Source organism: Hyphomonas adhaerens MHS-3 (assembly GCF_000685235.1).
Taxonomy (GTDB): domain Bacteria; phylum Pseudomonadota; class Alphaproteobacteria; order Caulobacterales; family Hyphomonadaceae; genus Hyphomonas; species Hyphomonas adhaerens.
The window spans coordinates 322,799-343,833 of record NZ_ARYH01000002.1; the positions used below are offsets into that span (position 1 = coordinate 322,799).

Here is a 21,035-nt window from a genome sequence, read left to right on the forward strand (position 1 = left end):
ATTCCCCTTTGTCGGCCCCGGTCGTATCAGCTCGATGACGGTTCGTCTGGCGCCGCCAGCCCCATCGCCTCCAATACCTCTTTTGCCAGAGGAACAGAAGGCGCGCGTCCTGTCGTTGTGACACCGTGACTTAGCTTTTCCGCAAACGTCTCAATGGCTTCGTAAGTGAGATCAAGACGTGGGGCCAGATAGGCGATCACTTCAGGTTCAAGCTTCAGGTAGTGGCGGCCGGCGGCGGCTTCGAGCCGACCGATCAGCATCGCTTCATCGGGCGGCAAGACCTCCACAATTGGCATGGAGTTCAGACGTGACTTCAGATCTGCCGAACTCACTCGCCATTGGGACGGGCTGCTGGACGAAGCAAGAAGCAACCGGCCACCTTCCTTGGTAACCTGATTGATGAAAGTCAGCAGCTTTTCATTCGCTGCAACCGTGTCTGCATTATCCACAGCAACGAACGTTCCGGCGAGGTCACCCAATTGGGACGCCTTGCGCCTGGAAAAATCGTTTGAGGTAAAATAGGTGCCGCCGGTTTCTTCGCACCATGCGCGAAGTAGCGTTGTCAGACCGGAATACCGCGGGCCCGTCACGCAAAATACCGGCATTGGCCAATTCGCCGGCTGGCGAATGATACTGACGGCCGCCTGATTGGCAGGGGTCACGACCAGAGCATCAAACCTCAGCGGCTTCGCCGGAAAGGCGAAGCTCATCTGGTCTGGTTGTCCGGTTGGTAGGGCTGGCCGCTTGTTCACGGAACTCCTGCAGCTGAAACTGCCGAACGGAGCACCCAGCCCGCGCGCGGCTCATCTCCAAGCGCCACACCCCGTTGCAACAGGTCATTCTGCAGACGCTGCGGGTCTCCCAAATAGGCAAACGTCACCACAGCACCATCGCGCGCGACCGCTGTCGTCCTGAAATCAGAGACCAGCGGCGAGCGGGCCAAAGCGCCACGCAGAGTGTTCCATTCCGCAAGAGAGGTATAGCGAACCGTCGCCTTCGCCTGAGTCCGGTCCCCGCCCCGGATGATGGACGCACGCTTCCAGTTCTCTTCGAGCAGACCGACAGTCGCGGCCACTGCATCTTCAAGTGTCGATGCAGGTGCAGTCGTGCCGACCACCTCGGTTCCCGCAGTTGTGACGATGGAAACGCTGACACGCCATGTGCCTTCACGGCCAATCAGTTCGGCCAGTATGGCGCGCCGTGCCCGCAGGCTGCCCGCTTCCGGTGAGAGCGCATACCAATCGCTATAGCTGGTATAGCCCGTCAGGTTTGACGTGACATAAGGCGCCAGCGCGCCAGGATCAGCCGGCCCCATTGCTTCATGCCAGGCCTCTTCAAGGTCAGCGGAGGCTGCCAGCGGAACCATCAGGCTGAGCGGCGCTTGCGTATCGACATAAGGCACTTTCAGCCCATCCAGATGCGCCCGCACCATACGGGGATTGTAGACGACCCGCAGGATACCTTTGTAGCGGCCAGCACCGGCCGTTTCTTCCTGAACATCTACAGCCGCCGAAAGCCTGTTCGCCAGTTCGCCATCAATTGGAATTCCTCCTGCGGCGATGCGGTCTTCGTACAAGGTTATTTTGTCGATGAGCTTCCGGGCTCCGGCGAGCCGGGCCGAAGCCATGGCCTGCTCCCGTGCCTGGATCAGCGTCGGTGCGGTCTCGTCCACCTCGAGGTTCGGGATTGTATAGACATCCTGCGTGTCAGCTGCAGCACTGGAAATCGCAAACAAGGCTGCGAGCATGGAAGCAAGAAGCATACGAATCATGGTCTGAGACCTCCTCGGTTGGCGACCTTGTAGCAAGTCCGGTGCGGGGCTGGAACCGCGCACGGCACTGGCAGAGTCGAATTCCCCATGCTAACGCGCGAGTCATCATGAGCGACCCTTCCAAGACTTCCCTTTCTTACCGCGATGCTGGTGTCGATATTGAGGCAGGCGAGCGGCTTGTCGATGCCATCGGCCCACTGGCCAAAGCCACACGCCGTGCCGGTGTGATGGGCGGGCTGGGCGGCTTCGGCGCCCTGTTTGATCTCAAGGCCGCCGGCTATTCCGACCCGGTCCTCGTTTCGGGCACAGACGGCGTTGGCACAAAGCTGATGCTGGCTTTTGAGACCGGCATCCACAACACCGTCGGCATCGACCTGGTCGCCATGTGCGCCAATGACGTGCTGGCGCAGGGCGCAGAACCCCTGTTTTTCCTTGATTATTTTGCCACAGGCAAGCTTGAGGAAGGCATCGCGGAAGCGGTTGTCTCCGGCATTGCCGAAGGCTGCCGCCTATCTGGCTGTGCCCTGGTCGGTGGTGAGACGGCAGAGATGCCCGGCATGTATCCGCCTGGCCACTACGATCTGGCCGGATTCGTAGTTGGCGCTGTCGACCGGGACAAGCTTCTGCCACGCATGGATACGATGACAGCGGGTGATCTGCTTATTGGCATCGCGTCATCCGGGCCGCATTCGAATGGTTATTCCCTGATCCGCCGGATCGTGGAGCGTGAAGGCCTGTCCTATGACAGCGCTTCGCCCTTCTCCAACACGACGCTTGGCGAAGCACTGCTGACGCCGACCCGGCTGTATGCCGAGGCTGCTTTGCCGCTGATCCGGAAGGGCCTGGTCAAAGGCCTCGCCCACATTACCGGCGGCGGGCTGACCGAGAACACGCCGCGCATGTGTCCGGACCATCTGGCGCCGGTGATCGAGCGGAAAGCCTGGACGCCCCCGCCAGTGTTCGAGTGGCTGCAATCTGCAGGGAACGTTACAGAAGACGAGATGCACCGGACCTTCAATATGGGGGTCGGTATGGTCTTCGCCGTGGCGCCTGAGGACGCCGACACGGTTTGCGCAGCGCTTCAGACAGCAGGGGAAGCTCCGGTCATTCTGGGGCGCCTTGCGTCCGCATGAAACGCCTGAAACTCGCCATTCTGATTTCCGGGCGAGGCTCCAATATGGAGGCGCTGCTGCGCGCCGCAGAGGATCCGGCTTACCCTGCCCAGCCCGTTCTGGTGGCCTCCAACCGGCCGGATGCGAAGGGGCTTGAAACGGCGGCTTCTGCAGGAATTGCAACAGCATCCGTCGATCACAAGATCTATGGCAAGGACCGTGAAGCGTTTGAGCGCGCCCTCGATACGGAACTTGAAAAGGCTGGGACGGAGATCATTGCCCTTGCGGGCTTCATGCGCGTGTTGACGCCGTGGTTCGTAGGCAAGTGGCAAGGCCGGATGGTCAACATCCACCCATCGCTCCTGCCGAAGTACAAAGGCCTCCACACCCACCAGCGCGCCCTTGATGCGGGTGATACCGAGGCCGGCGCCACCGTCCACTGGGTCAGCCCCGGCGTGGATGATGGCGAGATCATCCAGCAGGCGAGGCTGCCCATCCTCCCCGGCGACACAGCCGACAGCCTCGCCGCCCGGCTCTTGCCGGTCGAGCACAAGCTCTATCCCGAAGCGCTGGCAAAAGCTTGTGCAACGCTACAGGCATCCAACTCGTAACCAGACGGCTTGAGAGCTCACAGGGCGGAAGCGTATTCGCGCTTGACGCGAAGACCACTTCAACCTGATCCTCGTATTTTCGGGGTGCGGGATCATTTCCAAGTGTTGTGATTGAGTGGTCTTTGCTCGCCAAAACTCAATGCAGATTGGGGGATCAAATGACGGCCACCCGTGACCTCGCCAAGCACGCCTGTGAAACCTATTATTTTCACGCTGCCATCGGCATGGATGTCGTCGAAGACAGCTTCTGCTCGTCACTGCAGGATACGGAGCGCCCCGACGTTTGGGATCGTAATCGCATTTTTGATATCACAGCCCGGACAGGCGCCGAGATCGACAAGACAATAGCCTTTGCATCAGCCAAAGCGAACCTGGTGGGCTATTCTTACATTTCTACAACACCCTTCACGTCACCAGCTGTTATCGCCCGTCTTTTGCTGGACGATTATCAGGAGCGAACGCCCGTCATCCAGATGGTGCTTCAAGGTGAATTAGCGGCAAGTCGACCACCGGGGTTTAGGATCCAGCCGGTTTCGACTGATCGCGACTGGCGCCTGCTATATGAGCTTGTTTGTGCAGATCATTCCGAGGGCGCGCGAACACAGGGGCATATCCTTGACGCTCAGGTCACGCGTGGAATCGTTGACGGTTACCGTGGAAAGGCAGGCCCCTGCCAATTCTTCCTGGCCTCTCTTGATGAAGAGCTTTGCGCCTATGGCTCAGCCACCACAGCCCCAAATGGTATGGGAATGGTCGAAGACCTGTTCACGCTGCCCTCCTTCAGACGGCAGGGGGTTGCGACAGCTTTAATATCCGCGTGTGTTGAACATCTCCGGCAAAACGCCTGTGAAGACATTCTCATCGGCAGTTTGGCGACAGAGCCACCCAAAGCACTTTATCGAAAGATTGGCTTCCAGCCGGTCTGTGTCACGAGGTCATTTCTCAAGCAAGATCCAAAGGACGCGTCTATTTAAAGCGCGTAGACCCAAGAAAAAGGGCCCAACCTTGCGGCCGGGCCCTCTCTGAATTTTCGTTGCCCCGAAAGGCTGCTGCCAGCCTTAGCCGGCGATGTCGGCTTCGGAGAAGAATTGCGCGATTTCGATCGCGGCGTTCTCTTCCGAGTCGGAGCCATGAACCGAGTTCTCGCCGATCGACTTTGCGTAGAGTTTCCGGATCGTGCCGTCCGCGGCATCAGCCGGGTTCGTAGCGCCCATCACTTCGCGGTATTTCGCGACGGCGTTTTCACCTTCCAGAACCTGAACGACCACCGGACCGGAGGTCATGAATTCGACCAGCTCGCCAAAGAACGGACGCTCGGAGTGGACGGCGTAAAAGCGTTCGGCCTGTTCCTGGGTCATCTTGATGCGGCGCTGGCCGATGATGCGCAGGCCAGCCTTTTCGATAACGGCGTTGACGGCGCCGGTCAGGTTACGCTCGGTCGCGTCGGGCTTGATGATGGAAAAAGTGCGCTGGACAGCCATGGGAGGGTTCCTGTTGTGCGGAAATTGGAATGTTGGCGGGCCTATAGCGGCGCCCGCCCGCAGGGGCAAGGACAGAGCGCCGCGCTTGCACACACTTTCATCAGGGCGTAGGGCCGAGCCAGTCTATCAATCCGAAAGTCCCCTCCATGAGTGCCCTGCCACCCTGCCCGAAATGCCAGTCTGAATTCACGTATGAAGACGGACCGCTACTGATCTGTCCCGAGTGCGGACACGAATGGTCAGCGGATTCGGCGGCAGACTCTGACGAGAAAGTCGTGAAGGATTCCAACGGGAATCCACTGGCGGACGGCGACACCGTCACGGTGATCAAGGACCTCAAGATCAAGGGCAGCTCCCAGGTCGTGAAACGCGGCACCAAGGTGAAGAACATCCGCCTCGTCGATGGCGACCACGACATCGACTGCAAGATCGACGGCATCGGCCAGATGGGTCTCAAATCCGAGTTCGTGAAGAAGGCCTAGACGCCCGCTTCCTTCCAGCCGCCGCTGCCGGTCTGCTGGAAATAGCGCGTGACGAGGCCGGCATCTTTCGCCGCCTTGAAAGCTTCGCGCGCGGCGCCGCGGGCGTCCATGTCGCCATCGTCGAACATCATCATGCAGCGGGTATAAGGCGCATCGACCGGCGCCTTCACACCGTCCATCAGGAACAGGGCCGCCGCGCCATTTACATTGTCTGCCTTCGCGGAGATCAGCACCGGCTGGCGTGACGCATCAAGGCCTGGTGCCTCAGCCTGGCCGTGCGGCAGGAAAGACTGATCGTCATAGGTCCAGAGAACCGCATCGAGCGCGGCCCGCCGGTCTGCGTGGGGGCTAACGGCAAGGACGCGCCAGCCCACTTCAAGACATTTGGACATGAGGGGCGCCGCCGCCTGCTCCAGCGTGGTGCGGGAGAGGTGGTAAAACCACCATTCAGGCTTCGGCGCCTCGCTCAAACCCTATGCCTCGTAATTGTCGGCAATCCAGCGATCCAGCAGGCGCGGACCGAAGCCGGACGCCCAGCTGACATCGAACGCCGCTTTTTCACCCTCGACCCAGGCCGCGCCTGCGATGTCGATGTGCGCCCATTTCACGCCATCCTTCACAAAGCGCTTCAGGAACTGCGCCGCGATGATCGACCCCGCCGCACGGCCGCCGATATTGCGCATGTCAGCGAATTTCGACTTCAGCAGTGAGTCATATTCCGGACCCATCGGAAGGCGCCAGACGCGCTCCCCCTCTGTCAGGCCGGCCTTGGTCAGTTCATCGGACAGGTCGTCGCTGTTCGTGAACAGACCCGCATGGTGATGGCCGAGCGAGACAACAATGGCGCCGGTCAGCGTCGCGAGATCGACGATCGCTTTCGGCTTGAACTTTTCCTGCGCGTACCAGAGCACATCGCAAAGAACGAGGCGGCCTTCGGCATCCGTGTTCTGGACTTCGATGGTCTGGCCGGAAGCGGATTTCAGAATGTCACCCGGGCGGATCGCGTTGCCGTCCGGCATGTTCTCGACGAGGCCGATGAGGCCCACGGCATTGACCTTCGCCTTGCGCTCGGCCAGCGCCTTGATTGTGCCGGTCACTGCGGCGGCACCGCCCATGTCACCGCGCATGTCTTCCATGCCCGGGCCCGGCTTCAGCGAGATGCCGCCCGTATCAAAGCAAACGCCCTTGCCGACCAGGATCACCGGATCCTCGCCGTCCTTGCCGCCATTCCAACGCATGATGCCGAGCTGGCTTTCCTTGACGGAGCCCTGCCCCACGCCAAGCATGGAGTTCATGCCGAGCTTGGCCAGTTGCTTCTCGCCGAGAATTTCGACTTCAACGCCGATCTCGGACAGTTCCTTGATCTTGGCGGCGAAGCTTTCGGGATAGAGATCGTTCGGCGGCATGTTGACCAGGTCGCGCGCCAGCATCGTCCCTTCAGCCGCCGCGTTCAGCGGCGCAAAGGCGGCCTTGGCAGCTTTCGTATCGTCCACCACGAACGAAATGGCGGTGAGGCTCGGCTTTTGGTCTGGCTTCAGCTTTGTGAAATAATCGTCGAACCGATAGGCGGCGAGCTTTGCGCCAAGGCCCATCCGGGCCGCGTCCTCTGCCGATCCGGCATGGATCGCCATGGATTTGAAGCCGCTCATGTTGAACGCCTTGACCAGATTCGCACCAAGGCCCTCCAGGACGCGGGCATCCCGCTTCTTGGGCTTGCCGCCGCCGATCAGGATCGCGCGGCGCGCTTCGGCGCCTTTCGGCAACACGATAACAGCCTGCTGGTCCTTTTTCCCGGTGAACCGGCCATCAATCGCGGCAGACAGCAGGCCGCCCGTTGATTTGTCCAGAGAAGCTGCGGACTCTGGCAGGCCGCCGTCTTCATCGACGATGAATGCAAATACGTCAGCCTTGGCGGCGTCAGTGAAGGTGATTTTCATGTGTGGAATCTCCGTTTGAGACGGAAACTAAGCATCGACGCGCGCAGCGCAACTCGTTAGGCAGGGAAAATATGCCCGTTAACTGCCAGTTTCTGCTTTATTTCCCGGCACGTGACATACGATGACGAAAGTCCAGTCATACCTGTTCTATGAAGTCCTCCGGGCGGTCGCGATCATTGTTGGTGGCCTCGCCCTGCTGGCGCTTCTGGCGCAGGGCCTTTCGCGGACCGATCTGATCCTCGAAAACCGGCAATCGGCGCTGACTTATTTCTATATCGTGATGCTGGGGTCACCTCAGATCATTGCGCTTCTGACACCGCTGGCCCTGTTCGTGGCCGGTGTCTGGTCTCTCAACCGAATCCACAAGGACAGCGAGATTGTCGTTGCGCAGGCCGCCGGCATGACCCGTTGGCAGATCGCCTCGCCCATCTTGCGGCTGGCTGTTCTCTGCGCCATCGCGCATCTGAGCGTGAACTTGTGGGTCCAGCCGCTGGCTCAGCGGGCGATGCGGGAAACCGTGGCCGTGGCGCGTGCCGATCTCGCCGCCGCCCTGATCCGTCCCGGCCAGTTCACGACCAATGGCGACCGGCTGACCTTTTACGCCCGCGAACAGGTGGCCGGCGAGCTTCGCGGCGTTCTCATCTCCGACATGACCGATCCGGTCTACCCGACGGACATCCTGGCCCGTAGTGCCGCGCTCGTGAACGTGGATGGCCGCCCCACCCTGCTGCTGCGCGATGCCATCAGCATGCAACTGGACGAAAACCAGCAACTCTCCATTCTTGAATTCGCTCAATACCCCTTCGACCTGAGTGAATACATGAAGGAGGATTCCGATCTCGCCCTGAAGGCATCGGACAAATTCCTGCATGAGCTCTTCTTCATCGACCGGACCAACTTCTTTGAGATGAAGGACGCAGACACATTGCTGGCCGAAGCGAATACGCGCCTGACAACACCGCTGCTGAACATCGTCATGGCGCTCATAGCCATTGTTGCCGTGCTGGGCGGAGATTTCAGCCGGAAAGGGTACGCCAAACGGATTGCGATCTCCTCTGCAGCGGCGATCACGGTCCTGATCGTGCAATTGACTGCTCAATCAGCTGCGGCGGATGATCCATCCATGAATGTGCTGCAATGGATCCTGCCGATCAGCATCATGTCCGGCCTCAGTTATGTTTATTTCTCCCGGGGACGGCACCTGGGAAGCGTGGAACGACCGCAAATAGACCTGTTCCGCGGCGCCGGGGGGGCAAACGCCTGATGCCGTTTGGGTCCCGTATCCAGTTTTATATCCTGCGCGAGTGCCTGTCTGGCCTGGTGCTGGTTCTGGGCATCCTGCTCATTGCGATCCTGATGATCGACGTGGTGGAGCAGCTGCGGACCGTCGGCGGCGATGTCAGCCTGGGCCTGCTCGGCGCACTCAAGCTCTCGCTGCTGAAATTGCCTCAGATCATGGAACAAACCCTGCCCTTCGCGCTGCTGGTGGCCTCCATGATGGCGTTCACCCGCCTGAACCGGAGGTCGGAACTCTCCATCATCCGCGCAAGCGGGATCTCCGCCTGGCGGTTCCTGGCGCCTGTGATTGTGCTTGGCCTGGCTGTCGGCATCGCCACCACGACCATTCTGAACCCGATTTCAGCCAGACTGACCGAGTCATTCGAAGTCACGCGCGCCAATATCCTGGACAAGGGCCGGACAGCCATGGCCGTGTCGGACACAGGCGTCTGGCTGCGGCAGGGCGACGATACGAGCCAGATCGTGATCCATGCCCAGCATGTCGACCAGGGCGGCGTTGTGTTGCGGAACGTGAAGATGATCGAGGAAGAGCGCCTCTATTCCGGTAGCCAGCCGACAAGCGACTTCGCCTTCGCCCGGCGCATCGATGCCCAGCGCGCCACCCTGCGGGACGGGTTCTGGCAACTCGAAAACGTGATCGAGAACATTCCGAACCAGCCCGCGGAGCGGAAAGCAAACCTCGCCATCCCCTCTTCGCTGGACGCCGTGACGCTGTTCGACAAATTCGCATCCCCCAACACGATCGGGTTCTGGCGGCTGCCACGTTTCATCAACCAGACCCAGTCCGCAGGCCTCGACGCATCACGCTACCGCATGCGCTGGCATGCCCTCCTGGCCACGCCCGCCCTGTTCGTCGCCATGGGCCTCATTGGCGCAGTTGTTTGCCTGCGGTTGCAGCGCATGGGCGGCACATCGCAGTTGCTGGCAATCGGCACTCTGGCCGCTGTCGGGCTCTATTTCTTCACGCAATTTTCGACCAGCCTGGGAGCCACAGGTGCAGCGCCGCCTATAGTTGCCGCCTGGAGCCCGCCGCTTTTTGTGCTGTTCTGCACGTTGGCCTACATCGCCTACCGGGAAGACGGCTGACACGCATCCAGCCTTGACATGGCCTCGCCGACGCGGCCATCACTCGCGCCCTTGGAGAGGTACCCTATATGAAACTTGTCGTCGTCGAGTCGCCCGCGAAGGCCAAAACGATCAACAAATACCTCGGCAAGGACTATAAGGTCCTGGCCTCGTACGGGCATATTCGGGACCTTCCCTCGAAAAATGGCTCCGTCGACCCCGATAATGATTTCGAGATGGTCTGGGAGGCCGACTCGAAATCGTCCAAACGCATCTCGGACATAGCCAATGCGTTGAAAGAGGCTGACACGCTGATCCTCGCGACCGACCCGGATCGTGAAGGGGAAGCCATTTCCTGGCACCTGATCGAGGCGCTGAAGAAGCGCCGCGCCCTCAAGAAGGACGTTGCCGTCGAGCGCGTCGTGTTCAACGCCATTACCAAGAATGCCGTCACGACCGCGATGGAGCATCCGCGCCAGATCGATGCCGAACTGGTCGATGCCTACCTCGCCCGCCGGGCGCTGGACTATCTCGTCGGATTCAATCTCTCACCTGTGCTGTGGCGCAAGCTGCCCGGCTCCCGTTCTGCTGGCCGTGTGCAGTCGGTTGCCCTGCGTATCGTTTGCGACCGCGAGAACGAAATCGAGATGTTCAAGCCGCAGGAATACTGGACTGTGGCGGCAGACCTGCGCGCGCCAGACGGAACAGACTTCCAGGCGCGCCTCCACGCACTGGACGGGAAGACGCTCAAGAAGTTCACGCTTGGCGACAAGGGCGAGGCCGACAAAGCCCTCGAAGCGGTTCGCTCGGGCGGTTATTCGGTCAGCTCGGTCGAAGCAAAGCCGGTCAAGCGAAACCCGGCCCCGCCCTTCATCACCTCCACGCTGCAGCAGGAAGCCTCCCGCAAGCTGGGCTTCACGGCCAAACGCACCATGCAGGCCGCGCAGAAGCTCTACGAAGAGGGCCGCATCACCTATATGCGTACCGACGGCGTCAACATGGCAGAGGAAGCCTATGTGGCTGCCCGCTCCATGATCCAGACCAATTATGGCGCCCGCTACCTGCCGGAAAAGACCCGCTACTACTCCTCCAAGGCCAAGAACGCTCAGGAAGCGCACGAAGCCATCCGCCCGACCGACTTCAATCAGCGTCCGGAACAATACAGCGGCGACGATGACCAGCGGAAACTTTACACGCTGATCTGGCGGCGCGCTGTCGCCTCCCAGATGGAAGCGGCCGTCTTCGAACGCACCACCATCGACCTGCTGGCAAAAGACCAGCGCGCCCAACTCCGTGCCAGCGGGCAGGTCCTGGTGTTTGACGGCTTCATCAAACTCTACACAGAGGGCCATGATGCCGGCGACGATTCGGACGATGACGAGAACCGCCTGCCCAAGATGACCGAAGGCCAGCATGCGGACCTGCTGAAAGCCGACTCAACCCAGCACTTCACCACGCCTCCGCCGCGCTATACCGAAGCGTCGCTGGTCAAACGCCTGGAAGAGCTCGGCATCGGCCGCCCATCGACCTATGCGTCGACATTGTCGACGCTGGAAGACCGCGGATATGTGCGCATTGAGAACAAATCCCTGGTCCCGGAAGACAAGGGTCGGCTCGTCACGGCATTCCTGGAGAATTTCTTCCAGCGCTATGTCGAATATGATTTCACGGCCGGTCTCGAAGAAAAGCTCGACATCATTTCCGATGGCAAGCTCGACTGGAAAGCCTTCCTGCGCGACTTCTGGACTCAGTTCGCTGAAGATATCGGCCAGACCAAGGACCTACGGGTTACCCACGTTCTGGACGCCCTCAACGAGGCCCTCGCGGCACACGTCTTCCCGGATCATGATGCGGACGGCAACGTCATCGAGCAGCCGCGGCTTTGCCCGCTCTGCAAGGAAGGCGAACTGTCCATCAAGGTCGGCCGGTTCGGCGCCTTTGTCGGGTGCTCGCGTCATCCGGATTGCAAATATACCCGCCAGTTCTCGTCCGATGGCGAAGAAGCCGGCTTTATCGATCCCGATGGCAACGAACTCGGCGTGCACCCGGAAACGGGCGAAACCGTCTGGCTGAAGAGCGGGCGTTTCGGGCCTTATGTCGAAATGGCCAATGGTGAGAAACCGAAACGCTCCTCGCTGACCAAGAACGACACGCCTCAGACCCTGACGCTGGAACGCGCCGTCGAACTTCTGTCCCTGCCTCGCGAAGTCGGTCAGCACCCGGAAGATGGCGAGATGATCTATGCGAACTTCGGCCGCTTCGGGCCTTACGTTCAGCATCTCAAGACCTATGCGAACCTGAAAGACCCCGCCGACGTCTTCAATATCGGCCTCAACCGTGCCGTGGCGCTGATCGAGGACAAGAAAGCGCGCGGCTCCAAGCGCGGCGGCGCAACACCGCTGAAGACGCTGGGCGAGCATCCAGACGGCGGCCCGATCGAAGTCTATGAGGGCCGCTATGGTCCTTATGTGAAACACGCCAAGACCAACGCCACCCTGCCCAAGGATGTGACGCCGGACGCCGTGACGCTGGAACAGGCCATCGAACTGATCAACGCCAAGGCATCAAAGGGCGGCAAGAAGAAAGCCCCGGCCAAGAAACCCGCTGCCAAGAAGAAGGCGCCCGCGAAGAAGAAGGCTCCGGCCAAGAAGGCTGCAAAGCCTGACGAAGGCTGATCTACCGCCAGACAGAGACAGTCTCCACATTTCCGCTTCAGCCAGCGGACGCTATGCCCCTGGCGACGGGAGGTAAGCATCATTTTGGCGGTTGATAGAGTCCAAAATCTAGCTGCATTAGACGTGCTAACTGCTTAGCGATGGCGAACGTTGCCGCCTCCCTGTCTTCAATGCCGCTGACAATGACAGCATACTGCTTGCTAAGGTGAAAATGAAACCAATCCATCTTTTCAATTGGATCAACAAAGATTGGAATTTGTTTCACGCGGCGCCCCGCGCTAAAATCTACTTCTTTTCTGCAGTATTCTGAATTGTTTGAAGCTTCTGTACAGAAGATGATTTGATATTCGACCTGCTTGAGTGACGCGATGATCTGATCATCAATTCGGCCAACAGTCAGAATCTCCTTGTCTATGAAAGTCTGGACATCAAGCACTTTTAGAATGGAGTTGACTTCGTCCACATATCTAGCGTCGTCGTGAGCGTACGTAAGAAATGCCGAAGTTCGAAATACCCGTTGCTCATGCTGCTGGACGAGCGCATGAGCATCAACAATGGGTGGTGGCAAATCGATTGGCATTTAATAGTTCCGAACTCGAAACGACTCTCGACTTATCCTGGTTAGGATTTTGTAAATTTGGCGCGAATTTGGTTAATTTGCTGACTAGGAAACACCGGCCAACCGCAAATCCCCCGCGCAATTCGGCGCGATTCGGCCTATATGGCGGTCATGACATTCCCTGACCGCCAGACTGTTCTGGACTTTCTTCGCGAGAACCCAAGCGCCACCACCAAGCAGGAAATCGCCCGCGGCCTCAAGCTGAAGGGCAAGGAACGCACGATTTTGCGTGAAATCCTGAAGGAAATGGAGGGCGACGGCACCCTGGAGCGCACCGGCAAACGCGCCTGGGCGCAAGCTGACCGGCCACCGCCCACCGGCGTTGTTGAATTCACGCATCTCGATGATGATGGCGAGCTGATCGGCAAATCCGTTGGCGACAATGGCCTGTTCGGGCCGGAGATCCGCTATGCCGGCCCGTCCGGAAAGCCGAAGGCCAAGGCCCCCGCCGTGGGAGACCGTGCCCTCTGCAAGATCTCAGAGCGCGATGGCGAGTGGCTCGCACGCGCCATCACCGTTTTCGAGAAACGCCTGTCCGACAAGCTGGTCGGCCTCTACAGCCAGACCCAACGCGGCGGGAAGGTTGTGCCCTCCTCCCGCAAGGAAAAGCGCGAATTCGTCATTCAGGAAGCTGACCGCAATGGCGCCGAGGAAGGCGATCTCGTCATCGCCGAACCGAAGCCCGTCGGCCGACGGCAATACGGCCCGGCCTTTGGTATCGTCACAGAAGTCATCGGCCACATAACCGATCCACGCTCGGCCAGCCTGCTGGCCATCCACGCGCACGACATTCCAACGGAGTTTCCGGAGGACGCGCTGGAACAGGCGCGCGACCCGAAACCGGCCGCTGCGGAACGCGAAGACCTGACGGCGGTTCAACTGATCACCATCGACCCCCACGACGCCCGGGATCATGACGACGCCGTGTGGGCAGAACAGCTGGACGATGGATGGCGCGTGATCGTCGCCATCGCGGATGTGGCGGCTTATGTCACCGAAGGTTCGCCGCTCGACAAGGAAGCCCTGAAGCGCGGCAACTCCACCTATTTCCCCGACCGCGTTGTGCCCATGCTTCCGTTCGAACTGTCGGCGGATGAGTGTTCCCTCCGGGAAAACGAGCTGCGCCGGTGCATGGCCGTGGAAATGGTGTTCGATAAATCCGGCACCAAGCGCAGCCATCGCTTCATCCGTGGGATGATGAAGTCTGCCGCCAAGCTCTCCTATGAAGAGGCTCAGGCCGCGATTGACGGCAAGCCGGGCGGCAAGGCGGAGGAGTTGCTGGACAGCGTCCTGAAGCCGCTCTGGGGCGCCTATGCGGCCCTGACGAAGGCGCGCGACAAGCGCAGCCCGCTGGACCTTGACCTGCCGGAACGCCGGATCGTCTTTGACGAGGAGGGCGAGGTTCAGGGCATCGTCGCCAAGGAGCGGCTGGATGCCCACCGTCTGATCGAGGAGTTCATGATCCAGGCGAACGTGGCCGCCGCCGAGTCGCTGGAGAAAGCGAACAGCCCGCTGGTCTACCGCGTCCACGATGTGCCGAGCGACGCCAAGATCGCCGCCTTTGCCGACTTCCTGCAGACCATCGACATCAAGTGGCACATCGGTGAGCGCCCGCAGACGCAGCGCTTCAACAAGCTGCTCCAGGATATTCGCGGTGGGGTCTATGACGAGATGGTCACCCAGATGGTGCTGCGCTCTCAGGCGCAGGCGATTTATTCGGAAGAGAACCTCGGCCATTTCGGCCTGAATCTGGCGAAGTATGCGCACTTTACCTCGCCGATCCGCCGTTACGCAGACCTGATCGTCCACCGCGCCCTGATCCGGGCGCTGAAACTCGGGCCGGACGGGTTGAGCGACCAGAATGCTGTGCGGCTGGAAGAAATCGCCGAGCACATCTCAACGACCGAACGCCGCTCCATGGCAGCGGAGCGGGAAGCCACGGACCGCTACCTCGCCATTTTCCTGGCGGATCGGGTCGGTGCGGAGTTCGAAGGCCGCATCATGGGCGTTACCGGCTCCGGCCTGTTTGTGGCGCTTGCCGGGTCTGGCGCGGACGGGTTCGTACCGATTTCATCCATTTCCGACGACTATTGGGTGCTCGACCAGGCGGCGATGGAAATCTACGCGCGCGGCAGCGGCAAAACCTATTCCATGGGCCAGACCGTGCGGGTGCGCCTGAAGGAAGTCACGCCGCTGCAGGGCGGCCTCCTGCTGGAAATGCTGTCGGAGCCCCAGCCTGCCCCCAAGGGCCGCGCTGAGGCGCGCAAGGCGGCGGACGCTGGCGGACGTTCCCCTCGCGGCAGGGGTGGACCTCCCCGCCGCGGCAAGCCCAAATTCAACAAGAAGACGCTGCCCAAGCACAAAAGGAAGAGCCGGAAATGAACCGCGCCACCTCATCCGCCGCAAAGACCGAACCAGGCACGCCGGCGTCATCTGAAGACAAGGCTAAGTCCGGTATGGTCATGATCAAGTCCGCCTTCGACAAGGAAAGCGACGACGAAGTCATCATCAAAGACCAGAAATCGCCGCGCCCGAAGGATGCTGCCACGCTGATCCTGGTCCGCCGCGACGCCGCACAACCTCGCGTCCTGATGGGCAAGCGCTCCGGCGGTCACGTCTTCATGCCGGACAAATATGTCTTCCCCGGCGGCCGCGTGGACCCGGACGACGGCCGCGCCGTCTCATGGTGCGAATTGCGGCCCGAAGTGGAGGCAAAACTGCGGATCAGCGCAAGGCGCCAACCGCGGGCTTTTGCGCTGACGGCAATCCGGGAAACCTTTGAAGAAACAGGACTTTTGGTTGCCCGGCCGGCAGAAATGCCTGCGTCTGCGCCGAAAGGCTGGGACCGGTTTCATGAGCTGGACGCCGCGCCTCACCTCTCACCGTTCACCTTTATCGGCCGCGCCGTCACGCCCCCCTACCGTCCGCGCCGCTTCGACGCCCGATTCTTCATGGCCGATGCCGAAGAGGCCCTGATCGACGAACGGCCGCCCGTGGACGGCGCAGAGCTGTCAGACCTGCAATGGGTAACGCTGAAAGACGCCCATGACCTCGACTTGCCGAGCGTCACCCGCTTCATGCTGGACGAGATTGATGCCCGGCTGAAAACAAAGGACTACAAGGAAGGCACGCCATTCCTGCGCTGGACCCGCTCCGGCCATAGTACAGAGCGGCTGTAGAACGGTAACGGGTGCTTGACTTCGCCCGCGCACCCCGCCATTAAGCCGCTTTCCGATTTCAGACGCTAGCACAAGCGAGCCCGCGCCATGGCAAAACCCGCCACCATCAAAATCCGCCTCAACTCGACGGCTGACACCGGCTTCTTCTATGTGACGAAGAAGAACCCGCGCAACATGACCGAAAAGATGGTCCAGCGTAAGTACGATCCGATCGTCAAGAAGCACGTCGAGTTCAAAGAAGGTAAAATCAAGTAATCACTTGATCCTTTTGAGCTTTTGAAAAGCCCGCTCCTCACCGAGCGGGCTTTTTCATTACAGCTCATCCCGGTGCAGGTAGCGCGCCTTGCGGATGGCAGGAAACAAGAACGACCACGCAGCCGCCACACCGATTGCCGCCGCTCCTCCGGCGACAACCGTGAAGACGGCACCGAGGAAATGCGCCATGAAGCCTGCCCGGGCTTCTCCCAATTCATTCGAGGCGCCAAGGAACACTGAATTCACTGCATTTACCCGGCCGCGGACTTCATCCGGCGTCCAGAGCTGCAGCAGGATTTCGCGAATATAAACCGACACCATGTCGAACGCGCCGATAAGCGCCAGAGCCAGGATCGACAGCCAGGCCAGTGTAGATGCGCCGAACACCATGGTCGCGAGGCCGAAAAGCGCCACGCAGACGAACAGGATGATGCCCGCATGGTCCTTGATTGGAAAGGCGGTGATGATCCCGATCATGACGACGGCGCCAACACCGGGAGCCGCCCGCAAGAGGCCCAACCCTGATGGGCCGAGCTCCAGTATATCCCGCGCATAGATCGGAAGCAGAGCAACGGCACCGCCGAGCAGGACAGCGAACAGATCGAGCGAGATCGCACCGAGAACGACTTTCTCTTTCCAGACATAGGAGAAGCCACCCAGCAGGGTTTTGAGCGTGGTGGGCTCTCTGGAGCTTTTCTGGGCAGGTTTCGGTATGGTGAGAATGGTCACGCCCGAAATCAGGAAAAGACATACCGCCGTACCGTAAGCGATCGGCGCACCGAGCCCATAGATCAGGCCACCCAGCACAGGCCCGAGAATCGAAGCCAATTGCCAGGACGCCGTGATCCACCCCACCGCGTTCGCGAAATCCTCTTTGGGGACAAGATTGACCGCCAGGCTGGACGATGCGGGCGAATAGAATGCCCGCGCGACTCCAAACACCGTCAGCGCGCCCAGTACCCATATCGGGTCGAAATGGCCGGACAGCGCGAGACCGAGGATGGCGATGGCGCACGCCATCTCGACAAACACCGCGAGGCCCATGACATTCCGGCGTCCAAACCGGTCTGCGGTCACACCGGTTACTACCACCAGGATCAAAGCGGGCAGGAATTGGACCAGTCCGATCCAGCCGAGCAATGCCGCATTCTGGGTCAGATCGTAGATCTGCCAGCCCACCGCCACCGAAACAATCTGGGTGCCCAGAGACGTGCAGAACCGCGAAAAGAAATAGCGGCTGTAGGCTGAATGCCGGAACGCAGAAAACCTGTCAGACACGCCTTTTCCCCTGAGCTGATCGCCGTCTGTGGGGACAGCTGGCACTCAAGTCAATCAGGCGGCTGTGCTCTCGACCCGGTTACGGCCGGTCGTCTTGGCCTGGTACAGCGCCTGATCCGCCCGTTTCGTGAGATCGGCGATGGTGTCCTGCTCGCCAGTGATCGTCGACACACCCACACTGACCGTGATCTGAATCCTGAGCGCTGCCCTGCCGACAATGAATGGCGCCATTGCAACGGCCCGGCGGATTCGTTCTGCCGCCGCACAGGCCAGGTCACCCGGCGTTTCCGGCATGATGACCAGGAATTCTTCTCCGCCCGGACGGCAGACAATATCCATTGGCCGTACATTTTCGCGCAAGCGGGTTGCGATCTCCTGCAGCACCTCGTCCCCGGCATCGTGGCCGTACGTATCGTTGACGGACTTGAAGTGATCGATGTCCGCCATCATTACAGAGACTGGACGCCCGCCCATGACGGAGCGCTGCATGAACTGGTGCAGCTGACTCATCATGTATCGGCGATTGTAGAGGCCGGTCAGCTGGTCGATCACCGACAGCTCCAGTCCTTTATCCACGCGGCGCCGGAGCATCTCGATATATCGCGCCCGGCGGGCCTGCGTGCGGACACGCACGAGAAGTTCCTGTTTGTCGACTGGCGTGAGGATGACATCGCTGGCACCGATCTCGAGTCCCTTGGCAGCGCGCTCGCGATCCTCAGGATCACAGATCAGCAGGATGGATACCGCGCGGGTCGCTTCCGTCACCTTGAAGTGCGCACAGAGTTTTAGCGCGTCAAAGGACTTGCTCGGAAGCGACAGGATCATGAGATCCACGCCAAGACGGGACAGATCCCCCATGGTGCCCGCTTCAGCCAAAGTCACGACCGTATGGCCGGCTTCTCGCAGGACCGCCGCGAGCCTCGCGGAGGCTCTGGGGTTGTCATCGACAATAAAAATGCGTGCAGGCTGGTCGGACTCTTCCTTCGTGGATTCGAGATCAAGTCCTCCACCAAGTCCATTGGCCTGTCTCTGGCGCAGTTCCGAAGCCACCGCATTATAGCGCATCAATGCGCCCACCCGGGACATCAGCGCAAAATCATCGACCGGCTTTGTCAGGAAGTCCTCGGCGCCAGCATCAAGGCCGCGGACCCGGTCTTCCGTATCGCTGAGGGCGGTCACCATGACGACCGGAATGAACGCGGTCGCGGGATCTTCCTTGAGGCGGCGGCAGACCTCGTAGCCATCCATGCCAGGCATCATCACATCGAGCAGAATGATATCCGGCAATTCCTTCCGGGCGACTTCAAGCGCCTGAGGGCCGTTCTCCGCCTGGATGACCGTATAGTATTGTGCTTCGAGCTTGGCCTGCAAAAGGCGCCGGTTAGCCTCGATGTCGTCGACGACAAGGATCCGCGCGCTCATGCTGCTTCCTTCGGCATGAGTGATTCCACGGCCTTGATGAAGGTCATGATCTGGATCGGCTTGGAGAGGTACCCCTCACAGCCGGCTTCCCGCACACGCTGCTCATCGGCCCGCATGGCAAAAGCCGTCACTGCAAGCACCGGGATGTGGGCGACTTTCTCGTCATCCTTCAGCCAGCGCGTGATATCCAGCCCCGAAACTTCCGGCAGCTGGATGTCCATGATGATCAGATCCGGCTGCTCCCTGCGAGCGATCTCAACCGCTTTCGCGCCGTCGCGGCACTGATAGGTTTCGTACCCATAAGCGTCCAACAGGTCGCAAAACAGGCGCATGTTGAGTTCATTGTCCTCAACAACCAGCACTTTTCTGGTTTTCGCGTCTGCCATTTTTCCCCACGTTTACGAGCGATTCGGAGCGGACCTTACCGTACCAGACCAGCTATACGGCAAAAGCTTAACGGGTGTTTACGGGTCTCTTCAGATTGCCGCCAGATCCGGAACATGGCATGAACACGGGATTATGAGCCTGTTGTGCCGGGACTGTTTTCATTTTGACCGCTTAGACGGTGATTCCTGCCCGAGCTGCAGTAGCCGACGCATTGTTTGTCATTCCGGGCTTCAAAATCTCGGCGTCGCGCACATCGATTGCGATGCATTCTTCGCGGCAATCGAAAAAAGAGACAATCCGGACCTGAAGGACAAACCCATCATCGTCGGTGGCGGTGAACGCGGCGTGGTGCTCACTTGCTGCTATATCGCGCGGCTTTATGGCGTCCGGTCGGCGATGCCCATGTTCCAGGCCCTGAAACTTTGCCCGGAAGCCACCGTTGTGAAGCCGAGCCGCCACAAGTATTCTGAAGCCGCGGCCGTCGTGCGGGAGAAAATGGAAGCGCTCACCCCACTGGTGCAACCCGTCTCGATCGATGAGGCCTATCTGGACCTGACGGGCACAGAGGCGGTTCACAAGGCACCGCCAGCTGCCTCCCTTGCCCGGCTGGCCGCAGAAATCGAGGAAGAGCTTCACATCACGGTGTCGATCGGTCTCTCGTCCAACAAGTTCCTGGCCAAAACCGCCAGCGAACTGGACAAGCCGAGAGGGTTCGCTGTCATCTCACCGGACGAGGCCGAAGCTCTGTTGGCCCCCCGCCCGGTTGGCTTTCTTCACGGTGTGGGGCCGAAATTCGCCGCGAAGCTGGAACGGGATGGATTTGAAACGGTGGGAGACATTCAGCGCGCAGACCTCAAGGCGCTTATTGGCCGGTATGGCGAAACCGGCATGTGGCTGAAACGTGTGTCCCATGGACAGGACAATCGCCCCGTCCGCACAGATGAAGAGCGCAAATCGGTCTCGACGGAAACGACCTTCCGAACCGACATCGCAGATCCCGCTGCGCTGGAAGACCAGCTCTGGAAACTCTGCGTGAAAACGTCTGACCGCGCCAAACAGATCGGGGTCGTTGGCGCCGTCATCACACTCAAACTCAAAACCTCCAACTTCAAACCTCTCACACGGCGTGTGTCCCTGTCAGAGCCTACTCAGATCGCGCAGTCGATTTTTCGTGCGTCCCGACCGCTCCTGGCCCGGGAGGCAGACGGCCGCCGAAAATTCCGGCTGATCGGCATTGGACTTTCTGAACTCTCTGCTCATCGCGCGGACGAAACCGACCTGCTCGACCCTCGGATTGCCCGGCGCGCAGCCGCAGAGCGCGCATCGGATGCGGCTCGCGCAAAATTCGGCGCCGGCGCCGTCATGACCGGCCGGACAGCCCGCATGGATCATAAACCCGAGGAATAGTCGCATGACGCTTGCGGCCTCGAGCGGTGTGCGGCAAGTCTGCGGCAGCTGAACC

General features: G+C 60.2%; 20 protein-coding genes. 11 read left to right on the forward strand and 9 right to left on the reverse strand.

The window, feature by feature from the left end; genetic code table 11:
* Positions 1–26: 26 nt before the first annotated feature.
* A complete protein-coding gene (locus HAD_RS13650; protein WP_035572595.1) occupies positions 27–710 on the reverse strand; it encodes a P-loop NTPase family protein in 684 nt (227 codons plus the stop codon).
* Positions 711–748: 38 nt separating this feature from the next.
* A complete protein-coding gene (locus HAD_RS13655; RefSeq protein ID WP_156942290.1) occupies positions 749–1,771 on the reverse strand; it encodes a hypothetical protein in 1,023 nt (340 codons plus the stop codon).
* A gap of 107 nt (positions 1,772–1,878) precedes the next feature.
* On the opposite strand from HAD_RS13655, the gene purM reads away from it, so the two are divergent.
* The 3 genes from purM to HAD_RS13670 all read left to right on the forward strand — a co-directional run bounded on the left by purM (position 1,879) and on the right by HAD_RS13670 (position 4,468).
* Positions 1,879–2,904: a phosphoribosylformylglycinamidine cyclo-ligase gene (gene purM / locus HAD_RS13660; protein ID WP_035572599.1), complete on the forward strand. Its 1,026-nt coding sequence runs from the start codon at positions 1,879–1,881 to the stop codon at positions 2,902–2,904.
* On the forward strand, positions 2,901–3,494 hold the full coding sequence (gene purN / locus HAD_RS13665) for a phosphoribosylglycinamide formyltransferase (protein WP_035572600.1): 594 nt from the start codon (positions 2,901–2,903) through the stop codon (positions 3,492–3,494). The genes purM and purN overlap by 4 nt, the downstream gene beginning before the upstream one ends.
* A 158-nt stretch (positions 3,495–3,652) precedes the next feature.
* Positions 3,653–4,468, forward strand: a complete 816-nt coding sequence (locus HAD_RS13670) for a GNAT family N-acetyltransferase (RefSeq protein ID WP_035572601.1) — start codon at positions 3,653–3,655, stop codon at positions 4,466–4,468.
* 84 nt (positions 4,469–4,552) lie between these two features.
* Here HAD_RS13670 and ndk read toward each other — a convergent pair whose 3' ends face one another.
* Positions 4,553–4,975 carry a nucleoside-diphosphate kinase gene (gene ndk, locus HAD_RS13675; protein WP_035572602.1) on the reverse strand — a complete coding sequence of 141 codons (423 nt, stop codon included), beginning with the start codon at positions 4,973–4,975 and terminating at the stop codon, positions 4,553–4,555.
* A gap of 146 nt (positions 4,976–5,121) precedes the next feature.
* Here ndk and HAD_RS13680 point away from each other — a divergent pair, with 146 nt between their 5' ends.
* Positions 5,122–5,457 (forward strand): zinc ribbon domain-containing protein YjdM, encoded by a 336-nt coding sequence (locus HAD_RS13680; protein ID WP_035572603.1) that lies wholly within the window; start codon positions 5,122–5,124, stop codon positions 5,455–5,457.
* Here the strand turns inward: HAD_RS13680 and HAD_RS13685 are convergent.
* Positions 5,454–5,927 carry a DNA polymerase III subunit chi gene (locus tag HAD_RS13685; RefSeq protein ID WP_035572604.1) on the reverse strand — a complete coding sequence of 158 codons (474 nt, stop codon included), beginning with the start codon at positions 5,925–5,927 and terminating at the stop codon, positions 5,454–5,456. The two genes, HAD_RS13680 and HAD_RS13685, sit on opposite strands and share 4 nt — an antisense overlap.
* A gap of 3 nt (positions 5,928–5,930) precedes the next feature.
* Positions 5,931–7,394 (reverse strand): leucyl aminopeptidase, encoded by a 1,464-nt coding sequence (locus tag HAD_RS13690; protein WP_035572605.1) that lies wholly within the window; start codon positions 7,392–7,394, stop codon positions 5,931–5,933.
* 121 nt (positions 7,395–7,515) lie between these two features.
* On the opposite strand from HAD_RS13690, the gene HAD_RS13695 reads away from it, so the two are divergent.
* The 3 genes from HAD_RS13695 (at position 7,516) to topA (ending at position 12,433) form a co-directional block, all read left to right on the forward strand.
* Positions 7,516–8,658 carry an LptF/LptG family permease gene (locus tag HAD_RS13695; protein ID WP_051596312.1) on the forward strand — a complete coding sequence of 381 codons (1,143 nt, stop codon included), beginning with the start codon at positions 7,516–7,518 and terminating at the stop codon, positions 8,656–8,658.
* Positions 8,658–9,779: an LPS export ABC transporter permease LptG gene (gene lptG, locus HAD_RS13700; protein WP_035572606.1), complete on the forward strand. Its 1,122-nt coding sequence runs from the start codon at positions 8,658–8,660 to the stop codon at positions 9,777–9,779. The genes HAD_RS13695 and lptG overlap by 1 nt, the downstream gene beginning before the upstream one ends.
* Before the next feature lie 68 nt (positions 9,780–9,847).
* Positions 9,848–12,433, forward strand: coding sequence for a type I DNA topoisomerase (topA, locus tag HAD_RS13705; protein ID WP_035572607.1), 2,586 nt, complete (start codon positions 9,848–9,850; stop codon positions 12,431–12,433).
* Positions 12,434–12,512: 79 nt separating this feature from the next.
* Here topA and HAD_RS13710 read toward each other — a convergent pair whose 3' ends face one another.
* On the reverse strand, positions 12,513–13,013 hold the full coding sequence (locus tag HAD_RS13710) for a toll/interleukin-1 receptor domain-containing protein (RefSeq protein WP_035572608.1): 501 nt from the start codon (positions 13,011–13,013) through the stop codon (positions 12,513–12,515).
* A gap of 150 nt (positions 13,014–13,163) precedes the next feature.
* Here HAD_RS13710 and rnr point away from each other — a divergent pair, with 150 nt between their 5' ends.
* The 3 genes from rnr (at position 13,164) to rpmG (ending at position 16,486) form a co-directional block, all read left to right on the forward strand.
* Positions 13,164–15,434 (forward strand): ribonuclease R, encoded by a 2,271-nt coding sequence (gene rnr / locus HAD_RS13715; RefSeq protein ID WP_035572944.1) that lies wholly within the window; start codon positions 13,164–13,166, stop codon positions 15,432–15,434.
* Positions 15,431–16,231, forward strand: a complete 801-nt coding sequence (locus HAD_RS13720) for an NUDIX hydrolase (RefSeq protein ID WP_241765377.1) — start codon at positions 15,431–15,433, stop codon at positions 16,229–16,231. The genes rnr and HAD_RS13720 overlap by 4 nt, the downstream gene beginning before the upstream one ends.
* A gap of 87 nt (positions 16,232–16,318) precedes the next feature.
* A complete protein-coding gene (gene rpmG / locus HAD_RS13725) occupies positions 16,319–16,486 on the forward strand; it encodes a 50S ribosomal protein L33 (protein WP_035572609.1) in 168 nt (55 codons plus the stop codon).
* A gap of 57 nt (positions 16,487–16,543) precedes the next feature.
* Here the strand turns inward: rpmG and HAD_RS13730 are convergent, their stop codons facing one another.
* From HAD_RS13730 to HAD_RS13740, 3 genes are read right to left on the reverse strand one after another with little or no spacing between them, the layout of a single operon-like run.
* The gene (locus tag HAD_RS13730; RefSeq protein ID WP_035572610.1) at positions 16,544–17,764 is read right to left on the reverse strand and encodes an MFS transporter; all 1,221 of its coding nucleotides are present in this window, start codon (positions 17,762–17,764) and stop codon (positions 16,544–16,546) included.
* A 54-nt stretch (positions 17,765–17,818) separates the two neighbouring features.
* Positions 17,819–19,186, reverse strand: coding sequence for a PleD family two-component system response regulator (locus tag HAD_RS13735; protein ID WP_035572612.1), 1,368 nt, complete (start codon positions 19,184–19,186; stop codon positions 17,819–17,821).
* Complete coding sequence (locus HAD_RS13740) at positions 19,183–19,572, reverse strand: response regulator (protein WP_035572614.1); 390 nt, start codon at positions 19,570–19,572, stop codon at positions 19,183–19,185. Before HAD_RS13740 ends, HAD_RS13735 begins: the two co-directional genes overlap by 4 nt.
* Positions 19,573–19,705: 133 nt before the next feature.
* Between HAD_RS13740 and HAD_RS13745 the strand changes: the two genes are divergently transcribed.
* A complete protein-coding gene (locus HAD_RS13745) occupies positions 19,706–20,980 on the forward strand; it encodes a DNA polymerase IV (protein ID WP_035572616.1) in 1,275 nt (424 codons plus the stop codon).
* Positions 20,981–21,035 lie beyond the last annotated feature (55 nt).